Annotated in this window: 23 protein-coding genes; 20 read left to right on the top strand and 3 right to left on the bottom strand. The window is 60.0% G+C overall.

Features of this window, described 5'->3' with window-relative positions:
* Positions 1 to 207 precede the first annotated feature (207 nt).
* The 16 genes from ACR42C_RS01750 (at position 208) to phnP (ending at position 11,856) form a co-directional block, all read left to right on the top strand.
* On the top strand, positions 208 to 543 hold the full coding sequence (locus ACR42C_RS01750; protein WP_028015217.1) for a zinc ribbon domain-containing protein YjdM: 336 nt from the start codon (positions 208 to 210) through the stop codon (positions 541 to 543).
* A gap of 80 nt (positions 544 to 623) precedes the next feature.
* On the top strand, positions 624 to 1,061 hold the full coding sequence (gene yjdN / locus ACR42C_RS01745; protein ID WP_116343881.1) for a VOC family metalloprotein YjdN: 438 nt from the start codon (positions 624 to 626) through the stop codon (positions 1,059 to 1,061).
* Between the two features lie 136 nt (positions 1,062 to 1,197).
* Positions 1,198 to 1,986: a phosphonate ABC transporter ATP-binding protein gene (gene phnC / locus ACR42C_RS01740; RefSeq protein WP_302220662.1), complete on the top strand. Its 789-nt coding sequence runs from the start codon at positions 1,198 to 1,200 to the stop codon at positions 1,984 to 1,986.
* A 23-nt stretch (positions 1,987 to 2,009) separates the two neighbouring features.
* Positions 2,010 to 3,026, top strand: coding sequence for a phosphonate ABC transporter substrate-binding protein (gene phnD / locus ACR42C_RS01735; RefSeq protein ID WP_163331073.1), 1,017 nt, complete (start codon positions 2,010 to 2,012; stop codon positions 3,024 to 3,026).
* Positions 3,027 to 3,076: 50 nt separating this feature from the next.
* Positions 3,077 to 3,856 carry a phosphonate ABC transporter, permease protein PhnE gene (phnE, locus tag ACR42C_RS01730; RefSeq protein WP_116343878.1) on the top strand — a complete coding sequence of 260 codons (780 nt, stop codon included), beginning with the start codon at positions 3,077 to 3,079 and terminating at the stop codon, positions 3,854 to 3,856.
* Between the two features lie 20 nt (positions 3,857 to 3,876).
* Complete coding sequence (gene phnF, locus ACR42C_RS01725) at positions 3,877 to 4,602, top strand: phosphonate metabolism transcriptional regulator PhnF (RefSeq protein WP_163331072.1); 726 nt, start codon at positions 3,877 to 3,879, stop codon at positions 4,600 to 4,602.
* Positions 4,603 to 5,055, top strand: coding sequence for a phosphonate C-P lyase system protein PhnG (phnG, locus tag ACR42C_RS01720; protein ID WP_479984670.1), 453 nt, complete (start codon positions 4,603 to 4,605; stop codon positions 5,053 to 5,055).
* A complete protein-coding gene (gene phnH / locus ACR42C_RS01715) occupies positions 5,052 to 5,636 on the top strand; it encodes a phosphonate C-P lyase system protein PhnH (RefSeq protein ID WP_116343875.1) in 585 nt (194 codons plus the stop codon). The genes phnG and phnH overlap by 4 nt, the downstream gene beginning before the upstream one ends.
* On the top strand, positions 5,636 to 6,700 hold the full coding sequence (locus tag ACR42C_RS01710; RefSeq protein WP_166709819.1) for a carbon-phosphorus lyase complex subunit: 1,065 nt from the start codon (positions 5,636 to 5,638) through the stop codon (positions 6,698 to 6,700). Before phnH ends, ACR42C_RS01710 begins: the two co-directional genes overlap by 1 nt.
* Complete coding sequence (gene phnJ, locus ACR42C_RS01705; RefSeq protein WP_474483677.1) at positions 6,693 to 7,538, top strand: alpha-D-ribose 1-methylphosphonate 5-phosphate C-P-lyase PhnJ; 846 nt, start codon at positions 6,693 to 6,695, stop codon at positions 7,536 to 7,538. Before ACR42C_RS01710 ends, phnJ begins: the two co-directional genes overlap by 8 nt.
* Entirely contained in the window at positions 7,535 to 8,290 is a 756-nt protein-coding gene (gene phnK, locus ACR42C_RS01700; protein WP_320721116.1) for a phosphonate C-P lyase system protein PhnK, read from the top strand. The genes phnJ and phnK overlap by 4 nt, the downstream gene beginning before the upstream one ends.
* 9 nt (positions 8,291 to 8,299) lie before the next feature.
* Positions 8,300 to 8,980: a phosphonate C-P lyase system protein PhnL gene (phnL, locus tag ACR42C_RS01695; protein WP_320721115.1), complete on the top strand. Its 681-nt coding sequence runs from the start codon at positions 8,300 to 8,302 to the stop codon at positions 8,978 to 8,980.
* On the top strand, positions 8,977 to 10,113 hold the full coding sequence (gene phnM, locus ACR42C_RS01690) for an alpha-D-ribose 1-methylphosphonate 5-triphosphate diphosphatase (RefSeq protein ID WP_320721114.1): 1,137 nt from the start codon (positions 8,977 to 8,979) through the stop codon (positions 10,111 to 10,113). Before phnL ends, phnM begins: the two co-directional genes overlap by 4 nt.
* Complete coding sequence (gene phnN, locus ACR42C_RS01685; protein WP_192984339.1) at positions 10,110 to 10,661, top strand: ribose 1,5-bisphosphokinase; 552 nt, start codon at positions 10,110 to 10,112, stop codon at positions 10,659 to 10,661. The genes phnM and phnN overlap by 4 nt, the downstream gene beginning before the upstream one ends.
* On the top strand, positions 10,654 to 11,088 hold the full coding sequence (gene phnO, locus ACR42C_RS01680; protein ID WP_163331067.1) for an aminoalkylphosphonate N-acetyltransferase: 435 nt from the start codon (positions 10,654 to 10,656) through the stop codon (positions 11,086 to 11,088). The genes phnN and phnO overlap by 8 nt, the downstream gene beginning before the upstream one ends.
* Positions 11,089 to 11,097: 9 nt before the next feature.
* Positions 11,098 to 11,856, top strand: coding sequence for a phosphonate metabolism protein PhnP (phnP, locus tag ACR42C_RS01675; protein WP_316380613.1), 759 nt, complete (start codon positions 11,098 to 11,100; stop codon positions 11,854 to 11,856).
* Between the two features lie 52 nt (positions 11,857 to 11,908).
* Here phnP and yjdP read toward each other — a convergent pair whose 3' ends face one another.
* The 3 genes from yjdP to ACR42C_RS01660 form a co-directional block, all read right to left on the bottom strand.
* On the bottom strand, positions 11,909 to 12,232 hold the full coding sequence (gene yjdP, locus ACR42C_RS01670; protein ID WP_116343867.1) for a DDRRRQL repeat protein YjdP: 324 nt from the start codon (positions 12,230 to 12,232) through the stop codon (positions 11,909 to 11,911).
* A 75-nt stretch (positions 12,233 to 12,307) separates the two neighbouring features.
* The gene (locus tag ACR42C_RS01665) at positions 12,308 to 12,934 is read right to left on the bottom strand and encodes a GNAT family N-acetyltransferase (RefSeq protein ID WP_163331065.1); all 627 of its coding nucleotides are present in this window, start codon (positions 12,932 to 12,934) and stop codon (positions 12,308 to 12,310) included.
* Between the two features lie 121 nt (positions 12,935 to 13,055).
* Entirely contained in the window at positions 13,056 to 15,332 is a 2,277-nt protein-coding gene (locus ACR42C_RS01660; protein ID WP_479984669.1) for an ATP-binding protein, read from the bottom strand.
* Between the two features lie 125 nt (positions 15,333 to 15,457).
* On the opposite strand from ACR42C_RS01660, the gene ACR42C_RS01655 reads away from it, so the two are divergent.
* From ACR42C_RS01655 to ACR42C_RS01640, 4 genes are all read left to right on the top strand, one after another.
* Entirely contained in the window at positions 15,458 to 16,972 is a 1,515-nt protein-coding gene (locus tag ACR42C_RS01655) for a sugar ABC transporter ATP-binding protein (protein WP_233003589.1), read from the top strand.
* A gap of 2 nt (positions 16,973 to 16,974) precedes the next feature.
* A complete protein-coding gene (locus tag ACR42C_RS01650) occupies positions 16,975 to 17,970 on the top strand; it encodes an ABC transporter permease subunit (protein WP_316380616.1) in 996 nt (331 codons plus the stop codon).
* Positions 17,971 to 18,000: 30 nt separating this feature from the next.
* Entirely contained in the window at positions 18,001 to 18,942 is a 942-nt protein-coding gene (locus tag ACR42C_RS01645; protein WP_045261060.1) for an ABC transporter substrate-binding protein, read from the top strand.
* A 113-nt stretch (positions 18,943 to 19,055) separates the two neighbouring features.
* Positions 19,056 to 19,742: a D-lyxose/D-mannose isomerase gene (locus tag ACR42C_RS01640; protein WP_116343862.1), complete on the top strand. Its 687-nt coding sequence runs from the start codon at positions 19,056 to 19,058 to the stop codon at positions 19,740 to 19,742.
* Position 19,743 lies beyond the last annotated feature (1 nt).

The raw sequence follows: 19,743 nt of genomic DNA, 5'->3' as shown, positions 1-19,743 counted from the left end.
CGACTTCTCTTTCCACCGTGTTAATGACGTTAGCATCGCTTAGCTGACTGACAGTAAGTGTCACTCACAATACATTTTCTGCGTTTTTTAAATTCACAATATCACCGACAAACGTGTGGATTTGCGCTATACTTGCCGCCTTTTTCGGCACTCTGCCGTCATTAAGCTGGCACTTTCCAGCGCGTTAACACTTTTGAGGATACCGATATGCAACTCCCACACTGTCCAAAATGCAATTCTGAATACACCTATGAAGATAATGGCATGTTCATCTGCCCGGAATGCGCACACGAATGGAATGATGCCGAGCCAGCGCAGGATGCTGATGCGCTGGTCGTCAAAGATGCGAACGGCAATCTGCTGGCGGATGGCGACAGCGTCACCGTGGTGAAAGATCTGAAGGTGAAAGGCAGCTCTTCCATGCTGAAGATTGGTACCAAAGTGAAGAATATCCGTCTGGTTGAAGGCGATCATAATATCGACTGCAAAATTGACGGCTTCGGTCCAATGAAACTGAAATCTGAGTTCGTGAAAAAGAACTGATTTACCCGCCCGGTAGCGCTTCGCTTACCGGGCTTTCGGGAACTACACTTAACGGGCTTTTCTTACGTGAGGTAAAGATTATGCCGTTAAGTCCCTACATCTCTTTCGCCGGCAATTGTGCAGAGGCTACCGCCTTCTATCAGCAGGCCGTCGGCGCAGAACTCCTCTATAAAATAACCTTCGGCGAAATGCCAAAAAGCGATAACAGCGAAGAAGGCTGTCCGTCCGGCATGCAGTTTCCGGATTCGGCTATCGCTCACTCCAATGTCCGCATTGCGGGCAGCGATATCATGATGAGCGACGGGCTGCCGCCGGGCAGCAGCGCACAGTACGCGGGCTTCACGCTGGTGCTCGACACGCAGGATGTGTCGGAAGGCAAGCGCTGGTTCGACAACCTCGCCGATGGCGGCAATATCGAAATGGCCTGGCAGGAAACCTTTTGGGCGCACGGCTTCGGTAAGGTCACCGATAAATACGGCGTGCCGTGGATGATTAACGTCGTTAAGCAACAGCACTAATTTTCGGGCGGTGGGCGGTCTGCCTCCGCCTGTCATCAAACTCCCCTCAACTCTTCAAACTCCCGCAACCTGCACTTAACCCAAATGTCATATTGATGCGCCAGCATGAGGCCACATTTATCGTGAGGCCCAGCACATGCAAACTGTTATCCGCGTCGAGAAACTGAGCAAAACCTTCAATCACAACAAGGCGCTGCATGCCGTTGATCTGACCGTCCAGCAGGGCGACATGGTGGCGCTTCTCGGGCCGTCTGGTTCGGGAAAATCCACCCTTTTACGCCACTTAAGCGGCCTCATTACCTGCGATAAAACGCCGGAAAGCCACGTCGAGCTGCTGGGCAACACCGTGCAGCGCGCAGGGCGTCTGGCGAGCGATATTCGAAAAAGCCGCGCCCGGACGGGCTACATCTTCCAGCAGTTCAACCTGGTGAACCGTCTTACGGTGCTGGAGAACGTGCTGATTGGCGCCCTCGGCAGCACCCCGTTCTGGCGCACCTGCCTGCGCTGGTTCTCCCCATCCCAGAAGCAGGAAGCCTTACAGGCGCTGACCCGCGTCGGCATGGCGCACTTCGCCCACCAGCGCGTCTCCACCCTCTCCGGTGGACAACAGCAGCGCGTCGCCATCGCCCGCGCGCTGATGCAGAAAGCGCAAATCATTCTGGCCGACGAGCCTATCGCCTCGCTGGACCCGGAATCGGCGCGCATCGTGATGGAAACCCTGCGCGACATCAACCAGAACGACGGCATTACCGTGGTGGTCACGCTGCATCAGGTGGATTACGCCCTGCGCTACTGCGAGCGCATTGTCGCCCTGCGGCAGGGGCATGTCTTCTTTGATGGCGCGAGCCATCAGTTTGATAACGAACGTTTTGATCATCTCTACCGCAGCGTAAACCGCGTCGAAGAGCGCGCGCAGGCTGCATAACGTCCCCATAACGAGGAATGGAAATGAACTATAAAGCCGTTGCCGCGCTGGCCTTTACCAGCATGTTCAGCATCAGCACCCTGTTAAGCCCGGCGTATGCGGAAGAGCAGGAAAAAGCGCTGAATTTCGGCATTATTTCAACGGAATCACAGCAGAACCTGAAGCCTCAGTGGGAACCGTTCCTGAAAGATATGGAAACCAGGCTGGGGATCAAAGTAAACGCCTTCTTCGCCCCGGACTACGCGGGCATCATCCAGGGAATGCGCTTCAACAAAGTGGACATTGCCTGGTACGGTAACCTCTCGGCGATGGAAGCGGTGGACCGCGCCAACGGCCAGGTCTTTGCCCAGACCGTTGCGGCAGATGGCTCCCCTGGCTACTGGAGCGTGCTGATCGTTAACAAAGACAGCCCGATCAACACCCTCAACGACATGATCGCCAAACGCAAAGAGCTGACTTTTGGTAACGGCGATCCGAACTCCACCTCCGGCTTCCTCGTTCCTGGCTACTACGTCTTCGCGAAAAACAACATCTCCACCAGCGACTTCAAACGCACGGTGAACGCCGGGCACGAAACCAACGCGCTGGCCGTGGCGAACAAGCAGGTGGACGTTGCCACCAACAACACAGAAAACCTCGACAAGCTGAAGACCTCCGCGCCGGACAAGCTGAAAGAGCTGAAGGTCATCTGGAAATCGCCGCTGATCCCTGGCGACCCGATCGTCTGGCGCAAAAATCTCTCCGAAAGCACCAAGGACAAGGTCTACGACTTCTTTATGAACTACGGCAAAACGCCGGAAGAGAAAGCGGTTCTGGAACGTCTGGGCTGGGCGCCGTTCCGCGCGTCGAGCGATCTGCAGCTGGTCCCGATTCGCCAACTGGCTCTGTTTAAGCAGATGCAGGCCGTGAAGGACAACAAAGGGCTGAAGGACGAGGAGAAGACCAGCAAAGTGTCTGAAATCCAGGCTCAGTTGGAAGACCTCGACCGCCTGACCGCCGCGCTCGGCGCGATGACCAGCGTGAATAAAGCGGTGCAGTAACGCAAGTCCCCTCTCCCACAGGGAGAGGGAGAACAGATTAAGGAGTCAACATGCAAACCATCACCCTCCCGCCGCCAAAGCGCAGCTGGTTCTCGCTCATCAGCTGGGCCATTCTGCTGGCGGTGCTGGTTATCTCCTGGAAGGGCGCAGAAATGGATCCGCTGCTGCTCTTCAAAGATTCCGGCAACATGGCCACCTTCGCCGCCGATTTCTTCCCGCCGGACTTCAGCCAGTGGCAGGACTACCTCAGCGAAATGGCGGTCACCCTGCAAATCGCCGTCTGGGGTACTGCCCTTGCCGTCATTCTCTCCATTCCGTTTGGCCTGATGAGCGCTGAAAACATCGTGCCGTGGTGGGTCTACCAGCCGATGCGCCGCCTGATGGACGCCTGCCGCGCCATCAATGAAATGGTCTTTGCGATGCTCTTCGTGGTGGCCGTTGGCCTGGGTCCGTTCGCGGGCGTCATGGCGCTGTTCATCCACACCACCGGCGTGCTCTCCAAACTACTGTCCGAAGCGGTCGAAGCCATCGAGCCCGGCCCGGTGGAAGGCATCCGCGCAACCGGCGCCAATAAAATCGAAGAGATCCTTTACGGCGTCCTGCCGCAGGTGATGCCGCTGCTGATCTCTTACTCTCTGTACCGCTTTGAGTCCAACGTCCGCTCCGCCACCGTCGTGGGTATGGTGGGCGCAGGCGGGGTTGGCGTCACCCTGTGGGAAGCGATTCGCGGTTTCCAGTTCCAGCAAACCTGCGCCCTGATGGTGCTCATCATCGTCACCGTCAGCCTGCTGGATTTCCTCTCTCAACGTTTGCGTAAGCACTTCATCTGAGAAGCGAGGCTTTGATTTGTATGCACTTATCCAGACATCCGACCAGTTACCCCACCCGCTGGCAGGAGATTGCGGCAAAGCTCGAAGTGGAGCTGCGCACGCACTACCGCTGCGGGGACTACCTGCCCGCCGAGCAGCAGCTTGCCGACCGCTACGAGGTCAATCGCCATACCCTGCGCCGCGCCATTGACCAACTGGTCGAGCGCGGCTGGGTGCAGCGCCGCCAGGGCGTGGGCGTGCTGGTGCTGATGCGCCCGTTCGACTACCCGCTTAACGCCCAGGCGCGCTTTAGCCAGAACCTGCTGGATCAGGGCAGCCACCCGACCAGCGAAAAGCTGCTCTCGGTATTGCGCCCGGCCTCCAGCCACGTGGCGGACGCGCTGGGGATTCAGGAGGGTGATAACGTCATTCACCTGCGCACGCTGCGTCGGGTCAACGGCGTGGCGGTGTGCCAGATTGACCACTACTTCGCGGACCTGGCCCTCTGGCCCGTACTGCAAAACTTTACCAGCGGTTCCCTGCACGACTTTCTTCAGGATGCCACGGGCATCGCCCTCAAGCGCACCCAGACGCGCATAAGCGCCCGCCGCGCGCAGGCAAAAGAGAGCAAGGTGCTCGAAATTCCCAACATGGCCCCGCTGCTCTGCGTACGCACCCTCAACCACCGTGACGGCGAGATCAACGCGACGGAATACTCCGTCAGCCTGACCCGCGCCGACATGATTGAATTCACCATGGAGCACTGAATGCACGTCGATACCTCCACCCGACAGCGCTGGATGCGCGTGCTGGCCCATTGCCAGCCTGCCGCCCTGCGCGAGCGCATGAACGCGCTGGGCCTGGCGCCTGACTACGACACGATCCGCGCGCCGGAAATCGGCCTGGTACAAATCCAGGCGCGGATGGGCGGCACCGGCCAACGCTTTTTTGCAGGCGACGCCACCCTCACCCGCGCGGCGGTCCACCTGAACAGCGGCACGCTGGGCTACAGCTATGTGCTGGGTCGCGATAAGGCGCACGCCGAGCGCTGCGCGGTAATCGACGCCCTTTTGCAGGAACCCCCGCATTTCCAGACGTTAATGGAAACCCTTATTGCCCCGCTGGAAGCCGACCGCGCCGCACGGGTTGCCGCCCGTCAGGCCGAAGTGAACACCAGCCGGGTCGACTTCTTTACGCTCGTTCGCGGAGATAACGCATGACGCTTCAACCTGCTTTTACCCTGGCCGTCCAGGATGCCCAACAAAGTTTTCGTCGCCTGCTGAAGGCCATGAGCGAGCCGGGCGTGATTGTCTCCCTGCACCAGCTCTCCCAGGGCTGGCTGCCGCTGAACCTCGCCTCCACCAGCGTGCTGCTGACGCTGGCGGACAACGATACCCCGGTATGGCTGTCAGGTGCCCTGTCGAACGATATCGCCAGCCAGAACCTGCGTTTTCACACCAGCGCCCCGCTGGTCGATCAGCCCCAGCAGGCGGTTTTTGCCGTGGCCGATGAGCAAATCAGCCATGAACAGCTCAACGCCCTGAGCGAAGGCAGCGCCGTCGCCCCGGAGACCAGCGCCACGCTGATCCTGCAGGTCTCCAGCCTGAGCGGCGGCCGCATGCTGCGCCTGACGGGCGCAGGCATCGCCGACGAGCGCATGGTCGCGCCGCAGCTGCCGGAGTGCATCATTCACGAGCTGACCGAGCGCCCGCACCCGTTCCCGCTGGGCATTGACCTGATCCTGACCTGCGGCGAACGCCTGCTGGCGATCCCGCGAACCACCCACGTGGAGGTGTGCTGATGTACGTAGCCGTCAAAGGGGGCGAAAAGGCCATCGCCGCCGCCCATGCCTTGCAGGAACACAGACGACGGGGCGATGAACGGCTTCCCGAGCTGAGCGTCGCCCAGATTGAACAGCAGCTTAACCTCGCGGTTGACCGGGTGATGACCGAGGGCGGCATCGCCGACCGCGAGCTGGCGGCGCTGGCCCTTAAGCAGGCCAGCGGCGATAACGTGGAAGCCATCTTCCTGCTGCGCGCCTACCGCACTACCCTTGCCAAACTGGCGGTGAGCGAGCCGGTAGACACGGCGGAGATGCGCCTGGAGCGCCGCATTTCTGCCGTTTATAAAGATATCCCCGGCGGCCAGCTGCTTGGCCCTACCTACGATTACACCCATCGCCTGCTGGACTTCACCCTGCTGGCGAACGGCGAAGCCCCAACGCTTAGCACTTCAGACGCCGAACAGGAACCGTCTCCGCACGTCTTTAGCCTGCTGGCAAATCAGGGGCTGGCGAAGGCGGAAGAGGACACGGGAGCCGCGCCGGATGACATTACCCGCACGCCACCGGTTTACCCGTGCTCGCGCTCGTCCCGCCTGCAGCAGCTGATGCGAGGCGACGAAGGCTATCTGCTGGCGCTGGCCTACTCCACCCAGCGCGGCTACGGGCGCAACCACCCGTTTGCGGCGGAGATCCGCAGCGGCTATATCGACGTTGAAATCGTACCGGAAGAGCTGGGTTTTGCAGTGAACGTCGGCGAACTGCTGATGACCGAGTGTGAAATGGTGAACGGTTTCGTCGCGCCAGAGAATGAAGATCCCCACTTTACCCGCGGCTACGGGCTGGTGTTTGGCCTCGGCGAGCGCAAGGCGATGGCGATGGCGCTGGTTGACCGCGCCCTGCAGGCACCGGAGTACGGCGAGCACATCGCCGGCCCGGCGCAGGACGAAGAGTTCGTGCTGGCCCACGCGGATAACGTCGAGGCCGCTGGCTTTGTCTCGCACCTCAAGCTGCCGCACTACGTCGATTTCCAGGCCGAACTGGAACTGCTGAAACGTCTGCAACGGGAGCGCGCCAATGGCTAACTTAAGCGGCTACAACTTTGCCTATCTGGACGAGCAAACCAAACGCATGATCCGCCGCGCTATTTTAAAAGCGGTGGCTATTCCGGGCTATCAGGTGCCGTTCGGCGGCCGCGAAATGCCGATGCCCTACGGCTGGGGCACGGGCGGCATCCAGCTGACCGCCAGCGTGATCGGTGAAGCGGACGTGCTGAAGGTCATCGACCAGGGCGCGGACGACACCACCAACGCGGTGTCGATCCGCAACTTCTTTAAGCGCGTAACGGGCGTCAACACCACCGAAAAAACCGAAGACGCGACGCTGATCCAGACCCGTCACCGCATCCCCGAAACCCCGCTGACGGAAGATCAAATTTTGATTTTCCAGGTGCCGATCCCGGAGCCGATGCGCTTTATCGAGCCGCGCGAAACCGAGACCCGCACCATGCACGCGCTGGAAGAGTACGGGGTAATGCAGGTCAAACTGTATGAGGATATCGCCCGCTTCGGCCATATCGCCACCACCTACGCCTATCCGGTGAAGGTCAACGGGCGCTACGTGATGGACCCGTCACCGATCCCGAAATTCGACAACCCGAAGATGGACATGATGCCCGCCCTGCAGCTCTTTGGTGCCGGACGTGAAAAACGCATCTACGCCGTCCCGCCTTACACCCGCGTGGAAAGTCTCGATTTCGACGATCACCCGTTTACGGTGCAGGAGTGGGACGAGCCGTGCGCCATCTGCGGCTCCAGACACAGCTATCTCGACGAAGTGGTGCTGGACGACACGGGCAAACGAATGTTTGTCTGCTCCGACACCGATTACTGCCGCCAACAGAGCGAGGCGAACGGCCAATGAAACCGCTGCTTTCGGTTAATAACCTCACCCATCTATATGCGCCGGGCAAAGGCTTCAGCGACGTGTCGTTTGAGCTGTGGCCGGGCGAAGTGCTGGGGATCGTCGGCGAGTCCGGCTCCGGCAAAACGACCCTGCTGAAGTCCATCTCCGCGCGCCTGGCGCCGCAACACGGCGAGATCCTGTATCAGGGACGCTCCCTCTACGGCATAAGCGAGGCCGAGCGCCGCCGCCTGCTGCGCACCGAGTGGGGCGTGGTGCACCAGCATCCGATGGACGGCCTGCGCCGTCAGGTCTCTGCCGGGGGCAACATCGGCGAGCGCCTGATGGCCACCGGCGCGCGCCACTACGGCAACATCCGCGCCACGGCGCAGCACTGGCTGGAGGAGGTGGAAATCCCCGCCTCGCGCATCGACGACCTGCCGACGACCTTCTCCGGTGGGATGCAGCAGCGTCTGCAGATTGCCCGCAACCTGGTCACCCATCCGAAGCTGGTGTTTATGGATGAACCCACCGGCGGGCTGGACGTCTCCGTACAGGCGCGCCTGCTCGACCTGCTGCGCGGTCTGGTGGTGGATCTGAACCTTGCGGTGGTGATTGTCACCCACGATTTAGGCGTTGCGCGCCTGCTGGCGGACCGTCTGCTGGTGATGAAGCAGGGCCAGGTGGTGGAAAGTGGGCTGACCGACCGGGTGCTTGACGATCCGCACCATCCGTACACCCAGCTGCTGGTGTCCTCGGTATTACAGAATTAAGAGGTCAACATGATCCACGTACAAAACGTAAGTAAGACCTTTGTGCTCCACCAGCAAAACGGCGTGCGCCTGCCGGTGTTGCAAAACGCCTCGTTAGAGGTGAGTCAGGGTGAATGCGTGGTGCTGCACGGCCACTCCGGCAGCGGTAAATCCACCCTGCTGCGCTCCCTGTACGCCAACTATTTACCGGACGAAGGGCACATCCGCATTCGCCACAATGATGAATGGGTCGATCTGGTGCAGGCCCCGGCGCGCAAGGTGCTGGAAGTGCGCCGCTCGACGATCGGCTGGGTCAGCCAGTTCCTGCGGGTGATCCCGCGGATCTCCGCCCTGGACGTGGTGATGCAGCCGCTGCTGGATCTCGGCGTGCCGCGTGAAACCTGCGCTGCCAGGGCCGCCAGCCTGCTGACGCGCCTCAACGTACCGGAGCGCCTGTGGCACCTCGCCCCGTCGACCTTTTCCGGCGGCGAGCAGCAGCGCGTGAATATCGCGCGCGGGTTTATCGTCGACTATCCGATCTTACTGCTGGATGAACCCACCGCCTCGCTCGACGCTAAAAACAGCGCAGCGGTGATAGCGCTGATCGAACAGGCCAAAGCGCGGGGCGCGGCGATCGTCGGGATCTTCCACGACGACGCCGTACGCACCCGCGTGGCGGACAGACTGCACCCGATGGGGACAAACGCATGATTATCAATAACGTCAGGCTGGTGCTGGAAAATGAGGTCGTGAAGGGTTCGGTTGAAATCCACGAAGGCGTCATCCGCACGTTTGCCGAAACCCAAAGCCGTTCCCCTGAAGCGATGGACGGCGACGGCGGCTGGCTGCTGCCGGGGCTGATTGAGCTGCATACCGATAATCTGGATAAATTCTTCACCCCGCGCCCGAAGGTGGACTGGCCCGCCCATTCGGCGATGAGCAGCCACGACGCGCTGATGGTCGCCAGCGGCATCACCACGGTGCTGGACGCGGTGGCGATCGGAGACGTGCGCGACGGCGGCGATCGCCTGGAGAATCTGGAGAAGATGATCAACGCCGTGGAGGAGACGCAAAAGCGCGGCCTCAACCGCGCCGAGCACCGTCTGCACCTGCGCTGCGAACTGCCGCACCACACCACGCTGCCGCTGTTTGAAAAGCTGGTGGGCCGCGAGCCGGTCTCGCTGGTCTCCCTGATGGACCACTCGCCGGGGCAGCGCCAGTTCGCCAACATTGAAAAGTATCGTGAATACTATCAGGGCAAATACTCGCTCAACGACGCGGAGATGGCGCGCTACGAAGAAGAGCAGCTTCAGCTTGCGGCCCAGTGGTCGCAGCCCAACCGTCTTAAGATTGCCGCGATGTGCCGGGACCGGAATATCGCGCTGGCGAGCCATGACGACGCCACGCGCGAGCACGTGCGCGAATCCCACCAGCTTGGCAGCGTAATAGCCGAATTTCCCACCACGTTCGAAGCAGCTGAGGCGTCGCGCCAGCACGGCATGAACGTGCTGATGGGCGCACCGAACATCGTGCGCGGCGGATCGCACTCCGGCAACGTGGCGGCAAGCAAACTCGCCTCCCTCGGCCTGCTGGACATTCTCTCGTCCGACTACTACCCCGCCAGCCTGCTGGATGCGGCATTCCGGGTGGCGGACGACGAGGGCAACCGCTTTACGCTGCCGCAGGCAATTCGCCTGGTGACCAAAAACCCGGCCACCGCGCTCAATCTTCAGGATCGCGGTGAGATTGCCGAAGGCAAACGGGCAGATCTGGTGCTCGCCCACCGCAGGGGCGAGCACGTTCATATCGACCACGTCTGGCGTCAGGGAAAAAGGGTGTTCTGATGGGAAGACTCATCTGGTTAATGGGGCCGTCCGGCTCCGGGAAAGACAGCCTGCTCTCGGCGCTGCGGCAGCGGGAACATTCACAGCTGCTGGTGGCGCACCGCTACATTACCCGCGCCGCCAACGCCGGAAGCGAGAACCATATCGCCCTGAGCGAGCAGGAGTTTTTTACCCGCGCCGGGCAAAATCTGCTGGCGCTGAGCTGGCACGCCAACGGCTTTTATTACGGCGTGGGTATTGAGATTGACCTCTGGCTGCACGCGGGATTCGACGTGCTGGTTAACGGCTCGCGCGCGCATCTGCCGCAGGCAAAAGCCCGGTACGAAGCGGCGCTGCTGCCGGTCTGCCTGCAGGTTTCCCCGGATATCCTGCGCAGCCGGCTGCAAAGCCGGGGACGGGAAAATGCGCGTGAGATCGACCAGCGGCTGGAACGTGCGGCGCGCTATACCCCGTCGGGCTGTCACATCCTCAATAACGACGGAAGTTTGCTACAGTCAGTCGAGACCTTTTTATCGCTTATCCGCCAGAAGGAGAAACAGCATGCCTGACTGCCAGCTTCGCCCCGCCACCGCCGACGATGCGCAGATTGTCTATGCCCTGATCTGCGAACTGAAGCAGGCAGAGTTCGACCATCAGGCGTTCCACGCCGGATTTCTTGCCAACCTTCAGGATCACAACATGCGCTACCAGCTTGCCGAGCTGGACGGACATGTCGTCGGCATGATCGGCCTGCACATGCAGTTTCACCTCCATCACGCGCGCTGGATCGGCGAGATCCAGGAGCTGGTGGTGATGCCGCAGGCGCGCGGGCTAAAGGTGGGCAGCCAGCTGCTGGCCTGGGCGGAAGAGGTGGCACGGCAGGCCGGCGCGGAGCTGACCGAGCTCTCCACCAGCGTGAAGCGCACTGACGCGCACCGTTTTTACGTTCGTGAAGGATATACGCAGAGCCATTTTCGATTCACCAAACCGCTGTAGAGGTGCGTTATGAGTCTGACCATCACGTTAACGGGAACCGGAAGTGCACAGCTCGTGCCGGTCTTTGGCTGCGACTGCGCGGCGTGTCGACGGGCGCGCCTGCAGGACAACTATCGCCGTCGCCCCTGCAGCGCGGTGGTCAAATTCAACGATGCGGTCACCCTGCTGGATGCGGGTATTCCGCACCTGATGGACGACTGGCCGGCGGGCAGCTTTCAGCAGTTTTTGCTCACGCACTATCATATGGATCACGTCCAGGGGCTGTTCCCCCTGCGCTGGGGCGTGGGCGCAACCATCCCGGTCTACGGCCCGCCGGACGACGCAGGGTGCGACGACCTGTTTAAACATCCCGGAATTCTGGATTTCAGCCACACGGTTGAGCCGTTCGTGATGTTTGAGCTGCAGGGGCTGCGGGTCACGCCGCTGCCGCTCAACCATTCAAAACTGACCTTCGGGTATCTGCTGGAATCCGCCCACAGCCGCGTGGCGTGGCTTTCTGATACCGCCGGGCTGCCGGATAAAACGGTGACGTTTCTGCTCAACAATCAGCCACAGGCGATAATCATCGACTGCAGTCATGAACCGCGCGACGAGACGCCGCGCAATCATTGCGACTTAAACACCGTGGTTGCGCTGAACGAGGTGATTGGCTGCCCGCAGGTGATCCTGACCCACATCAGCCATCAGTTTGACGTGTGGATGATGGATAATCCGCTGCCGGACGGCATTGAAGCGGGATATGACGGAATGGTTATGGTGCTGGATTAGGTTTTCTCCCTCTCCCGTGGGAGAGGGCTGGGGTGATGGCAACAGGCCGCACTTAGCCTCGATCGTAATCGTCTTCTAACCGACGCTCATCTTCTTCTAACCGACGTCTGTCGTCATCCAGCTGGCGCTGACGCTCGTCTAAGCGGCGGCGTCGGTCTTCAAGCTGCCGACGACGGTCGTCGTACTGTCGGCTGTCGATTTGACGGTTGCGGTCGTAACGATCGTCGTCATCGTCATTACGGCTGCTGCTGGGGTTATAGGCATCGTTGATCGCCTGCTGAATGTTGCCAATGGCATCATCAATCACATCGGCATGCGCCAGTTGGCTGGTGAGTGACAGCAGACCAAATAACAGAGCGGTAGAGTAACGTTTCATAAGGCCAGACTCGCAGGGGAACTGGCCTTACGGTAATCAACGGCATTGTTCCGGGGTAGCGGAGGAATCTCAAATTCAGTTGTGTCCAGGGCCTTCCATCAGCTGATTCGCACGCTGTTTATTTTCTGCAACCAGTACAATGCCATAACATTTTTGATCCGGCGAATGACTCCAGATTCGATCTTCGGGTATACACCCTCCGTCATAGATAACCTTGCTACCATCATACGGCCAAAATGCTCCCTGCTCGGTATCGAGAACAAATACAGCGATTTGGTCAGACTCGCGGGCAATTTTCTGCCAGAGCATCTTCCCACCCTCATATTGTTCAAAGTCGCTAATAAGCGTCACGCCACACTGTAATACCAAGGCTTCATACAGACGAGTTGCCAGTCCCTTGTCACGCTCGGCGGGATCAACGCATATACCTTCTACCTGAATAACATTGGTATCTTCCCAACAACGCTCGACAGCAATGATACCTTCACCCAAATGCGTTTTACGTTGTAAATCCAGGGCAGCTACAACCCGATGCCGAGGTACACCATCGAAGGTTTCGACATCCGCTTCAATAATCGCAGCTCTTGGCGTCTGGCTATCAAAAATGACATGTAACACTCGCCCGGAGAGTTCGAATTCATCAACGAGCTTGAAAGACCTTGCTACGGTCTTTGGGCTGTAAGTTGTAGGCATCACAATCATTTGTGAGTCCCCTCTTGTAAGTACCGGCATAGTTCCCTTTATATCCCAATCTGCCAAATTTTGCGCAGGTTAGCATCCCCCGGTTTACTCACGCTCTTGATGAATTCCGAAACATCAATGCTTATAAACAGACTTTCCGCAGCGCCTGCGTCAGCTGCGCCCGCGTAAATGGCTTACGCAATAACTGCACGTCCGGCAGCTGCGGGTTGTGCGCCGGGCGCAAATCCTGCCCGCTGATCAGCAGCACCGGAAGCTGCGGATAATGACTGCGCACATGGTTAATCACCTCAGCCCCGCTCAGGCCTCCGGGCAACATCAGATCGCTGATAAACATGCCAATATCCGGCGACGCCGCCAGCATGCTCAGGGCCTGCTCGCCGTTGTCCGCTTCGAGCGTCAGGTAACCAAGCTGATGCAGCTGTTCGCACAGGGTCTGACGAACGTCCGCCTCATCTTCCAGCACCAGTACAAGCCGCTCGTTATCCACGGACGTTGTGGCAGCCAGCGCTTCATCCTCCGAAACGGCGGGCAGCGTCGAGCGCGGGAGGTGCAGCCGCACGGTCGTTCCCTGCCCCGGCGCGCTTTCGATCTCAACCCGGCCCCCGGACTGGCGCACAAAACCGTAGACCATCGACAGGCCCAGCCCGCTCCCGCTTCCGGTCTGCTTGGTGGTGAAGAACGGTTCAAAAACCCGGGATTTCACCTCCTGCGACATCCCGCTGCCGCGGTCAATCACCTCCAGCGCCACCATATCCTGCCTGCGACCGTCGCTGCGGGTCACGCGCTGGTTCCAGGTACGAATTTTTATCACCCCGCTCTGCCCTTCCATCGCATCCCGGGCATTCATCACCAGGTTGATGATGGCATTTTCCAGCTGGCTGACGTCAATCCACGCGGGCCATGCCGGGGTTTGCGCTTCAATCTCCAGGGTAAGCGTGGCGGGCAAAGAGTGGCGCATCAGCTCCCGGAGGTTTTCCAGCAGGGGCAGCATTTCTACCGCATGCGGCGTCAGGGATTGTTTGCGGGAAAATGCCAGCAGGCGCTGGGTCAGCAGCGCGCCGCGTTCGGCCGCCTTGAGCGCCCGGGAGATGCGCGGCGCGTCGTTTGATTCAGGGTCGGTAAGCTCAAGGCTGCCGATGATCACCGCCAGCAGGTTATTAAAATCATGCGCCAGCCCGCCGGTCAGCTGTCCGACCGCCTTCATTTTCTGGCTGTGCAGCAGCGCCTCTTCCAGCCCCTGACGCTCGATGCGGTCGATCTCCATCTGCGTGGTTTTCTCTTTCAGCAGCCGCGTAGTGTGCTCAAGCGAGGCGGTATTGCGGGCAAAAACGTTAAACGCGCGCGCCAGCTCGCCCAGCTCGTCGCGCCGCTGCAGCGCGGGAACGGAAACATCCTGCTCGCCGTGGGCAAGTCGCGACATCGCCCGGGAGATGGCCGTCAGGTTGGAGGCCAGATTGCGGTAGATATACCAGCAGGCGCACCCGGTAATGATCAGCGCCAGCACGGCGAAGATGCTGATAAACACGCTGATGGATTGCAGCTCGTGATGGCTCTGGGCCGTGCGAAGCCGGGAGGCCTGAGCCACCTGCTCAACGTACTGATTAATATCGCTATTAAGGATCGCCACCAGCGCCTTGATGTGGAACATATACCAGCTGATGGACAGATCGCTCTCTTCCAGCTGCTTCGACAGCGGGGCAAGCTGACGTAACTCGGCGTTAAAATCGGGCAGAACGTCCTTCACGACCGGCTGTATGGCGCTCCGGGGCAGCGTGGCGGTCACAGCGTCCAGTTGCTGAACGGTCGCGCGCGGCGAAGGGGTGTCGATGGCAGCAGCGATCAGCCGATCCATCTCCATCAGCTGCTGCGCATCCGGTACGTTACTGTCATAACGGCGGTTGATGTCCTGAAGATGACGCAAATAGCTCTGGCTTTGATAGAGCGAGCTCAACAGCGCGTTACGTTCAAGGTGCCGCTTTTGCCCGCGCTCCAGCATCCCCGTTACGCTTTGCTGTAGTTCATTGCTCCTGCGAATAATGCGCGCCACCAGCGCCGGCTCCTGCTGCGCCAGCGGGGCATCGGCAAGCTGCTCCAGCGAGCGGCGCAGCGCCGTTTGCATCTGCTTCAGTCGCTCGGCTTCGCCTTTGTACTCCAGCGCCCCCACCACCTGCGAAAGCCGCACCGCCGCCGTTGCGACGTTGGCCGTGTCGCGGGCGAGATTCATGCTGCCGGTCATGTCGTCCAGCGTTTGCTGCTGCACCTGTTCCTGGATCTGGCTGGCGTGACGGAAACCGAGCACCGCTACGCCGCTCACCATCAGCGTAACGGCGACCACCAGCAGATTGAAAATCAGCAGGCGGCCTCGGGCGCTGGCGAAGAACGGGGGGCGTGAAGACATGTTGACTCCGTAACTGTGATCCACATTCGCTATTCATAACTATGACAAATATGAACAGCTTCTGACATTTTGCATTTACGCGCCTGTGATGAAGTGCAGATATCGACATTCACAGGAGGTCCGCCATGAGCAGAACCCCGGTTTTAGAGATGCGCCACATTGCCAAAACCTTTGGCAATTTCCACGCGCTCAAGGGTGTGGATTTGACGGTCTTCCCCGGTGAGATCCACGCGCTGATGGGGGAAAACGGCGCGGGAAAAAGCACGCTGATGAAGATCCTCGCGGGAGCCTATACCGCCACCAGCGGCGAGATCCTGATCGACGGCCAGCCGTTTCACATTAAAGGGCCGAAAGATGCGCTGGCCGCAGGCATCACCCTGATTTACCAGGAGATGCAGCTCGCGCCCAATCTTACCGTGGCCGAAAATATCTTCCTCGGCAGCGAGCTGTCGCGCGGCGGGCTGGTCCAGCGCAAGGAGATGGCCGCCCAGGCGCAGGCGGTGATTGACCGTCTCGGCGCGCAGTTCAGCGCCACCGACCTGGTGATGAAGCTGACCATCGCCGAGCAGCAGCAGGTGGAAATCGCCCGCGCCCTGCACCGCAACAGCCGCATTCTGGTGATGGACGAACCCACCGCCGCCCTCTCCTCCCGCGAAACCCACCGCCTGTTCGAACTGATTTTGCGCCTGCGCGACGAGGGCATGGCGATTATCTATATCAGCCACCGCATGGCGGAAGTGTATGAACTCTCTGACCGCGTGAGCGTTCTGCGCGACGGGCAGTACGTCGGGAGCCTGACGCGCGATAAGCTGAACGCGTCTGAACTGGTGAAGATGATGGTGGGCCGCCCGCTAAGCGACCTGTTCAACAAGGAGCGAGATATCCCCCTCGGCAGCCCGCGCCTTAACGTGCACCACCTCACCGACGGTAAAAAAGTACAGCCGTGCAGCCTGCAGGTGCGTTCCGGCGAAATCGTCGGGCTGGCGGGGCTGGTTGGGGCCGGACGCTCCGAGCTGGCGCAGCTTATCTTTGGCGTGCGCAAAGCCACCGGCGGCATGATTGAGGTCGACGGCGAGCCGGTGGTGATCCACTCCCCGCGCGCGGCCATCGAAAACGGCATCGGTTTTCTCACCGAGAACCGCAAGGAGCAGGGGCTGTTTTTGGAGCTGGCGGCGCAGGAGAACATCACCATGGCGACGCTGGAGCGCGACGCCACCTTCGGCATGTTAAACCGCAAAAAAGCCCAGTCCATTTCCGACGACGCCATCGCCCTGCTCAACATCCGCGTGCCTCATTCTCAGGTACGCGCGGGCGGGCTTTCGGGCGGCAACCAGCAAAAGCTGCTGATCTCCCGCTGGGTGGCGATTGGCCCGCGCATTCTGATTCTGGACGAGCCGACGCGCGGCGTGGACGTCGGCGCAAAAAGCGAAATCTACCGCATCATGAACCAGATGGCGCGCAAGGGGGTGGCGATTCTGATGATCTCCAGCGAGCTGCCGGAAGTGGTAGGCATGAGCGACCGGGTCTACGTGATGCGGGAAGGCAGCATCGCGGGTGAGCTTCACGGGCACGATATCTCTCAGGAAAACATCATGACGCTGGCAACCGGCGTGAACGACACACATCATCAGGCGGTGTAATTATGACAACTCCTACCCATCCGCAGCAGGTGGCGAAATCCGCCTCCGCTAAAAAAATGCTGATGAGCGATCTGATGCAAACGATCGGGATTTTACCGATTCTGATCCTGATTGTGGCGGTATTTGGCTTTATTGCCCCGAACTTCTTCACCGAGAGTAACCTGCTCAACATCACCCGCCAGGCTTCCATCAACATCGTGCTGGCGGCCGGGATGACCTTCATCATCCTGACCGGCGGGATCGACCTCTCCGTAGGTTCGATTCTGGGCACCACGGCGGTGGCGGCGATGGTGGTCTCGCTAATCCCTGAATTTGCGATGCTCTCTATTCCGGCGGCGCTGATGCTCGGCATGGTGCTGGGATTATTCAACGGCGCGCTGGTGGCCTTTGCCGGGCTGCCGCCGTTTATCGTCACGCTCGGCACCTACACGGCGCTGCGCGGCGCGGCGTATCTGCTGGCCGATGGCACGACGGTGATTAACTCGAACATCAATTTTGAGTGGATAGGCAATAACTACCTTGGCCCCATTCCGTGGCTGGTGGTGATCGCCCTGGCGGTGATTGCGGTGTGCTGGTTCATCCTGCGCCGCACCACGCTCGGCGTTCACATCTACGCGGTGGGCGGCAACATGCAGGCGGCGCGCTTAACGGGCATTAAGGTCTGGCTGGTGCTGCTGTTTGTCTACGGCATGAGCGGCCTGCTCTCCGGGCTTGGCGGCGTCATGAGCGCCTCGCGCCTCTACAGCGCCAACGGCAACCTCGGCACGGGGTACGAGCTGGATGCGATTGCGGCGGTGATCCTCGGCGGTACCAGCTTCGTCGGCGGGATCGGCACGATCACCGGCACGCTGGTGGGCGCGCTGATCATCGCCACCCTCAACAACGGCATGACGCTGATGGGCGTCTCCTACTTCTGGCAGCTGGTGATCAAAGGGGCGGTGATCATCATAGCGGTGCTGATCGACAAATACCGTACCCGACACCATCAAAGTGCATAACAACAATACCCTACAAGCGAGGAAGACAAGATGCGTTTGAAACCCTTAGTGACCGCGCTCTGTGCTGGCGCGCTGCTTGCCGCAACGCCGTTTGCGCAGGCAAAAGATCTGAAGTCCATCGGCGTGACGGTGGGCGACCTGGCTAACCCGTTCTTCGTGCAGATCACCAAAGGTGCCGAGCTGGAAGCGCGCAAGCTGGCGGGGGATAACGTCAAGGTGACGCTGGTCTCCAGCGGTTACGACCTGGGCCAGCAGGTTTCGCAGATCGATAACTTTATCGCTGCGAAGGTGGACATGATCATCCTCAACGCTGCGGATTCCAAAGGGATCGGCCCGGCGGTGAAGCGCGCTAAAGAGGCGGGGATCGTGGTCGTCGCGGTGGACGTGGCGGCGGAAGGGGCCGATGCAACCATCACCTCCGATAACACCCAGGCGGGCGAAATGGCCTGTAAGTACATTACCGACCGCCTGAAAGGCAAAGGCAACGTGGTGATCATCAACGGACCACCGGTCTCTGCGGTGCAAAACCGCGTGGAAGGCTGCCAGACGGAATTCAAAAAACATCCGGATATCAAGGTACTCTCAGATAACCAAAACGCCAAGGGCAGCCGTGAAGGCGGTCTGGAAGTCATGACCTCCCTGCTGGCGGCCAATCCGAAGATCGACGGCGTATTCGCGATTAACGATCCGACCGCGATCGGTGCCGATCTGGCGGCGAAACAGGCCCAGCGCAACGAATTCTTTATCGTCGGTGTGGACGGTTCGCCGGACGGTGAAGAGGCGCTGAAGCGTGAAAACTCCCTGTTTGTGGCGACCCCGGCGCAAGATCCGCAGGTGATGGCGGCAAAAGCGGTGGAGATCGGCTATGACATTCTACAGGGCAAACCTGCGCCGAAAGCGCCCGTGCTGATCCCGGTGACGATGATCGATAAAAAGAACGTCGGGACCTATAAGGGGTGGACGGTTAAGTAACCCCCTCACCCTGCCCTCTCCCCATAGGGGAGAGGGTGTTCAAGTTCCCTCTCACCTATGGGGAGAGGGCTAGGGTGAGGGGTAAGGTTTTGCACATAACTCCGGGAGTCCCCATGAAACGCTCCGACATCAATGAAATTCTCGGCCACACGCGACAGTTCTTTTCCATGCACGACGTGCATCTCCCGCCTTTTGCCAGCTTTCCGCCCACAAAATGGCAGCAGCTTGAGCAGGCCGCATGGCAGGAAGTGTTTGACCTCAAGCTCGGCTGGGACGTGACGGCGTTCGGCGGTAACAATTTTGCCGCACAGGGGTTAACGCTGTTCACCCTGCGCAACGGCTCGCCCAACGGCGTGCCTTATGAAAAAAGCTATGCCGAAAAAATTATGCACGTACGCGATGGCCAGGTGACGCCGATGCATTTCCACTGGCGCAAGCGGGAAGACATCATCAACCGGGGCGGCGGGAATCTGATTGTTGAATTGTGGAATGCGGGAGCGCATGAAGAGACCGAAAACACGGACGTGACGGTCACCGTCGACGGCTGCCGCCAGACCCACGCGCCCGGCAGCCAGCTGCGCCTCACGCCTGGGGAAAGCATCTGTCTTACGCCAGGGCTGTATCACAGTTTCTGGGGCGAACGCGGCTTCGGCGACGTGCTGGTCGGGGAGGTGTCATCGGTAAACGACGACGAGCACGACAACCACTTTTTGCAGCCCGTTGCCCGCTATAACAACATCGAAGAAGACGAACCGGCGCTGCTGGTGCTGTGCAACGAGTACAACCTGTTTCGGATATAAG

It is taken from the genome of Enterobacter sp. MG-EB028 (assembly GCF_056673305.1).
This window is presented reverse-complemented; position numbering and strand designations above follow the sequence as displayed.